Origin of the sequence: Neisseria sp. HMSC061H08 (genome assembly GCF_001836795.1) — a bacterium.
In the GTDB taxonomy this organism is placed as follows: domain Bacteria; phylum Pseudomonadota; class Gammaproteobacteria; order Burkholderiales; family Neisseriaceae; genus Neisseria; species Neisseria subflava_A.
Genome location: NZ_KV830550.1, coordinates 1 through 6,247, shown reverse-complemented (window position 1 = coordinate 6,247; position 6,247 = coordinate 1). Strand labels below are relative to the sequence as shown.

Below are 6,247 nucleotides of genomic sequence, written 5' to 3'. Positions count from 1 at the left end.
AAAAAACAGATTACCGATAAGTGTGAGTGCATTAGGCCTCACACTGTTTAAAAGACAGACAAGATGATGTTTTAGACATTGTCCTGTTGGTTTCTTTGAAGCAGACCAGAAGTTATAAGTTAGAGATTGAACATAAGAGTTTGATCCTGGCTCAGATTGAACGCTGGCGGCATGCTTTACACATGCAAGTCGAACGGCAGCACAGAGAAGCTTGCTTCTTGGGTGGCGAGTGGCGAACGGGTGAGTAATATATCGGAACGTACCGAGTAATGGGGGATAACTAATCGAAAGATTAGCTAATACCGCATATTCTCTGAGGAGGAAAGCAGGGGACCTTCGGGCCTTGCGTTATTCGAGCGGCCGATATCTGATTAGCTAGTTGGTGGGGTAAAGGCCTACCAAGGCGACGATCAGTAGCGGGTCTGAGAGGATGATCCGCCACACTGGGACTGAGACACGGCCCAGACTCCTACGGGAGGCAGCAGTGGGGAATTTTGGACAATGGGCGCAAGCCTGATCCAGCCATGCCGCGTGTCTGAAGAAGGCCTTCGGGTTGTAAAGGACTTTTGTCAGGGAAGAAAAGGCTGTTGCTAATACCGACAGCTGATGACGGTACCTGAAGAATAAGCACCGGCTAACTACGTGCCAGCAGCCGCGGTAATACGTAGGGTGCGAGCGTTAATCGGAATTACTGGGCGTAAAGCGAGCGCAGACGGTTACTTAAGCAGGATGTGAAATCCCCGGGCTCAACCTGGGAACTGCGTTCTGAACTGGGTGACTAGAGTGTGTCAGAGGGAGGTAGAATTCCACGTGTAGCAGTGAAATGCGTAGAGATGTGGAGGAATACCGATGGCGAAGGCAGCCTCCTGGGATAACACTGACGTTCATGCTCGAAAGCGTGGGTAGCAAACAGGATTAGATACCCTGGTAGTCCACGCCCTAAACGATGTCAATTAGCTGTTGGGCAACTTGATTGCTTAGTAGCGTAGCTAACGCGTGAAATTGACCGCCTGGGGAGTACGGTCGCAAGATTAAAACTCAAAGGAATTGACGGGGACCCGCACAAGCGGTGGATGATGTGGATTAATTCGATGCAACGCGAAGAACCTTACCTGGTCTTGACATGTACGGAATCCTCCAGAGACGGAGGAGTGCCTTCGGGAGCCGTAACACAGGTGCTGCATGGCTGTCGTCAGCTCGTGTCGTGAGATGTTGGGTTAAGTCCCGCAACGAGCGCAACCCTTGTCATTAGTTGCCATCATTAAGTTGGGCACTCTAATGAGACTGCCGGTGACAAGCCGGAGGAAGGTGGGGATGACGTCAAGTCCTCATGGCCCTTATGACCAGGGCTTCACACGTCATACAATGGTCGGTACAGAGGGTAGCCAAGCCGCGAGGCGGAGCCAATCTCACAAAACCGATCGTAGTCCGGATTGCACTCTGCAACTCGAGTGCATGAAGTCGGAATCGCTAGTAATCGCAGGTCAGCATACTGCGGTGAATACGTTCCCGGGTCTTGTACACACCGCCCGTCACACCATGGGAGTGGGGGATACCAGAAGTAGGTAGGGTAACCGCAAGGAGCCCGCTTACCACGGTATGCTTCATGACTGGGGTGAAGTCGTAACAAGGTAGCCGTAGGGGAACCTGCGGCTGGATCACCTCCTTTCTAGAGAAAGAAGAGGTCTAATGCATTCACACTTATCGGTAAACTGTAAAAGATGCGGAAGAGAAAAGCTTGAGTGAAGACAAGATTCGCTTAAGAAGAGAATCCGGGTTTGTAGCTCAGCTGGTTAGAGCACACGCTTGATAAGCGTGGGGTCGGAGGTTCAAGTCCTCCCAGACCCACCAAGAACGGGGGCATAGCTCAGTTGGTAGAGCACCTGCTTTGCAAGCAGGGGGTCATCGGTTCGATCCCGTTTGCCTCCACCAAGAACTTTACAAATTAAAGGAAGCCTGCTATACTTAGCAGCTTATTTTGATTTGCGAAGTGAAATATCGACGCATCGATCTTTAACAAATTGGAAAGCCGAAATCAACAAACAAAGACAATGAGTTTGTTTTGATTTTTTGTTCTTTGCAAAGGATAAAAAATCTCTCGCAAGAGAAAAGAAAACAAACACAGTATTTGGGTGATGATTGTATCGACTTAATCCTGAAACACAAAAGGCAGGATTAAGACACAACAAGCAGTAAGCTTTATCAAAGTAGGAATTTCAAGTTTGCTTCCCTAGTCAACGGGTAGGTAAACGAAGTCAGAGAGGTTCTTGAAATGATAGAGTCAAGTGAATAAGTGCATCAGGTGGATGCCTTGGCGATGATAGGCGACGAAGGACGTGTAAGCCTGCGAAAAGCGCGGGGGAGTTGGCAATAAAGCTATGATCCCGCGGTGTCCGAATGGGGAAACCCACCTCTTAGGAGGTATCCTTATCTGAATACATAGGATAAGAGAAGCGAACCCGGAGAACTGAACCATCTAAGTACCCGGAGGAAAAGAAATCAACCGAGATTCCGCAAGTAGTGGCGAGCGAACGCGGAGGAGCCTGTACGTGATAACTGTCGAGATAGAAGAACAAGCTGGGAAGCTTGACCATAGTGGGTGATAGTCCCGTATTCGAAATTTCAATAGTGGTACTAAGCGTACGAAAAGTAGGGCGGGGCACGTGAAATCCTGTCTGAATATGGGGGGACCATCCTCCAAGGCTAAATACTCATCATCGACCGATAGTGAACCAGTACCGTGAGGGAAAGGCGAAAAGAACCCCGGGAGGGGAGTGAAATAGAACCTGAAACCTGATGCATACAAACAGTGGGAGCACCCTTGTGGTGTGACTGCGTACCTTTTGTATAATGGGTCAACGACTTACATTCAGTAGCGAGCTTAACCGAATAGGGGAGGCGTAGGGAAACCGAGTCTTAATAGGGCGAACAGTTGCTGGGTGTAGACCCGAAACCGAGTGATCTATCCATGGCCAGGTTGAAGGTGCCGTAACAGGTACTGGAGGACCGAACCCACGCATGTTGCAAAATGCGGGGATGAGCTGTGGATAGGGGTGAAAGGCTAAACAAACTCGGAGATAGCTGGTTCTCCCCGAAAACTATTTAGGTAGTGCCTCGAGCAAGACACTGATGGGGGTAAAGCACTGTTATGGCTAGGGGGTTATTGCAACTTACCAACCCATGGCAAACTAAGAATACCATCAAGTGGTTCCTCGGGAGACAGACAGCGGGTGCTAACGTCCGTTGTCAAGAGGGAAACAACCCAGACCGCCAGCTAAGGTCCCAAATGATAGATTAAGTGGTAAACGAAGTGGGAAGGCCCAGACAGCCAGGATGTTGGCTTAGAAGCAGCCATCATTTAAAGAAAGCGTAATAGCTCACTGGTCGAGTCGTCCTGCGCGGAAGATGTAACGGGGCTCAAATCTATAACCGAAGCTGCGGATGCCAGTTTACTGGCATGGTAGGGGAGCGTTCTGTAGGCCGATGAAGGTGCATTGTAAAGTGTGCTGGAGGTATCAGAAGTGCGAATGTTGACATGAGTAGCGATAAAGCGGGTGAAAAGCCCGCTCGCCGAAAGCCCAAGGTTTCCTACGCAACGTTCATCGGCGTAGGGTGAGTCGGCCCCTAAGGCGAGGCAGAAATGCGTAGTCGATGGGAAACAGGTTAATATTCCTGTACTTGATTCAAATGCGATGTGGGGACGGAGAAGGTTAGGTTAGCAAGCTGTTGGAATAGCTTGTTTAAGCCGGTAGGTGGAAGACTTAGGCAAATCCGGGTCTTCTTAACACCGAGAAGTGATGACGAGTGTCTACGGACATGAAGTAACCAATACCACGCTTCCAGGAAAAGCCACTAAGCTTCAGTTTGAATTGAACCGTACCGCAAACCGACACAGGTGGGCAGGATGAGAATTCTAAGGCGCTTGAGAGAACTCAGGAGAAGGAACTCGGCAAATTGATACCGTAACTTCGGGAGAAGGTATGCCCTCTAAGGTTAAGGACTTGCTCCGTAAGCCCTGGAGGGTCGCAGAGAATAGGTGGCTGCGACTGTTTATTAAAAACACAGCACTCTGCTAACACGAAAGTGGACGTATAGGGTGTGACGCCTGCCCGGTGCTGGAAGGTTAATTGAAGATGTGCAAGCATCGGATCGAAGCCCCAGTAAACGGCGGCCGTAACTATAACGGTCCTAAGGTAGCGAAATTCCTTGTCGGGTAAGTTCCGACCCGCACGAATGGCGTAACGATGGCCACACTGTCTCCTCCTGAGACTCAGCGAAGTTGAAGTGGTTGTGAAGATGCAATCTACCCGCTGCTAGACGGAAAGACCCCGTGAACCTTTACTGTAGCTTTGCATTGGACTTTGAAGTCACTTGTGTAGGATAGGTGGGAGGCTTTGAAGCAGAGACGCCAGTCTCTGTGGAGCCGTCCTTGAAATACCACCCTGGTGTCTTTGAGGTTCTAACCCAGACCCGTAATCCGGGTCGGGGACCGTGCATGGTAGGCAGTTTGACTGGGGCGGTCTCCTCCCAAAGAGTAACGGAGGAGTTCGAAGGTTACCTAGGTCCGGTCGGAAATCGGACTGATAGTGCAATGGCAAAAGGTAGCTTAACTGCGAGACCGACAAGTCGAGCAGGTGCGAAAGCAGGACATAGTGATCCGGTGGTTCTGTATGGAAGGGCCATCGCTCAACGGATAAAAGGTACTCCGGGGATAACAGGCTGATTCCGCCCAAGAGTTCATATCGACGGCGGAGTTTGGCACCTCGATGTCGGCTCATCACATCCTGGGGCTGTAGTCGGTCCCAAGGGTATGGCTGTTCGCCATTTAAAGTGGTACGTGAGCTGGGTTTAAAACGTCGTGAGACAGTTTGGTCCCTATCTGCAGTGGGCGTTGGAAGTTTGACGGGGGCTGCTCCTAGTACGAGAGGACCGGAGTGGACGAACCTCTGGTGTACCGGTTGTAACGCCAGTTGCATAGCCGGGTAGCTAAGTTCGGAAGAGATAAGCGCTGAAAGCATCTAAGCGCGAAACTCGCCTGAAGATGAGACTTCCCTTGTGGTTTAACCACACTAAAGAGTCGTTCGAGACCAGGACGTTGATAGGTGGGGTGTGGAAGCGCGGTAACGCGTGAAGCTAACCCATACTAATTGCTCGTGAGGCTTGACTCTATCATTTGAAGAACTTCAAAGATAAAAGCTTACTGACTGATTCAGTCATCACCGAATAATTGATTAAGGCTTTACCGATTTGTAACAGTTTAAGTTTGGCGGCCATAGCGAGTTGGTCCCACGCCTTCCCATCCCGAACAGGACCGTGAAACGACTCAGCGCCGATGATAGTGTGGTTCTTCCATGTGAAAGTAGGTCACCGCCAAACACCCATTCCGAAGCCCCCGACTGATGTCGGGGGCTTTTTACATGCCTGTCGGTTCTGTCGGTTTGATGATAGGAGGTAGGGTAATGGGTGCATCTTTATGAACCGATACCCATTCCGATGCCTATTGAGTGTTCGTGTATTCTTGTTGTTTAAATTAAGGGATGATAATCCTGTTGTTATTCTTGAACAAAAGTACTGAAAGTTATAGTTAACTGTTTAGAATATTTGAAATAAAACGATATTTGCGTTAATATGGCGTAAGCATTTATGCGGGTATGGGCTGTTGCCCTATCTGCGTATGTGACAGTGTTTACCGCTTGGGATAAAACTATTCGGTAGACTTTATGACTGATTCAATCAAATATGTTATGGGAAAAAATCTGATGAAGAAATTTTTATTTGGTGCATTTGCCGCCGTCTGTGCAGCATTCTCTTTGGCCGCCGTGAACATCAATACCGCATCTTCTGCCGAACTGGAGGCTTTGCCGGGTATCGGCCCGGCTAAGGCGAAGGCGATTGTGGAATACCGTCAGAAGAACGGTACGTTCAAATCGGTGGAGGAGCTGAAAAACGTGAAGGGCATCGGTGATGCGGTGCTGAACAAGTTGAAGGCGGAGGCGACGGTTTCTTCTGCCGCACCTAAAGCCGCACAGCCTGCCGTGAAAAAATAAGCCTGACTCTGCCTGTATGCCGCCCCGAGGACGAACCGTTTGCCGGTTCCGGCTGACGGGCGGCTTTGTATGGGGCAGTGGGAATGAAGACTTGGACCAGTGGAGACTTTAGATTGGGTGAAGGGATAAACGGATAGTCTCTTGTTGGATAGGGTATAAAAGATAAAGGGAATAAAGATATGTACTTAAAAACATTTGAC

The 6,247-nt window shown here is 49.6% G+C and carries 1 protein-coding gene, 2 tRNA genes and 3 rRNA genes; all 6 read left to right on the top strand.

The features are described 5' to 3' along the window. Positions 1–128 precede the first annotated feature (128 nt). The 6 genes from HMPREF2675_RS00670 to HMPREF2675_RS00645 all read left to right on the top strand — a co-directional run bounded on the left by HMPREF2675_RS00670 (position 129) and on the right by HMPREF2675_RS00645 (position 6,047). Positions 129–1,669: ribosomal RNA gene (locus HMPREF2675_RS00670) — 16S ribosomal RNA — on the top strand. 105 nt (positions 1,670–1,774) lie between these two features. Beyond that, positions 1,775–1,851 (top strand) — tRNA-Ile (locus HMPREF2675_RS00665). Between the two features lie 5 nt (positions 1,852–1,856). Further along, a tRNA-Ala gene (locus HMPREF2675_RS00660) sits at positions 1,857–1,932 on the top strand. Between the two features lie 347 nt (positions 1,933–2,279). Then, a 23S ribosomal RNA gene (locus HMPREF2675_RS00655) occupies positions 2,280–5,168 on the top strand. 94 nt (positions 5,169–5,262) lie between these two features. Further along, positions 5,263–5,376, top strand: a 5S ribosomal RNA gene (gene rrf / locus HMPREF2675_RS00650). The 16S, 23S and 5S rRNA genes sit together here with 2 tRNA genes alongside, the layout of an rRNA operon. A 383-nt stretch (positions 5,377–5,759) precedes the next feature. Further along, positions 5,760–6,047, top strand: coding sequence for a ComEA family DNA-binding protein (locus HMPREF2675_RS00645; RefSeq protein ID WP_070813709.1), 288 nt, complete (start codon positions 5,760–5,762; stop codon positions 6,045–6,047). Positions 6,048–6,247: the final 200 nt, after the last annotated feature.

Bases quoted from the DNA above. Each gene is read 5' to 3' on its own strand.
- HMPREF2675_RS00645 (WP_070813709.1), top strand. From the start codon at position 5,760: ATGAAGAAATTTTTATTTGGTGCATTTGCCGCCGTCTGTGCAGCATTC.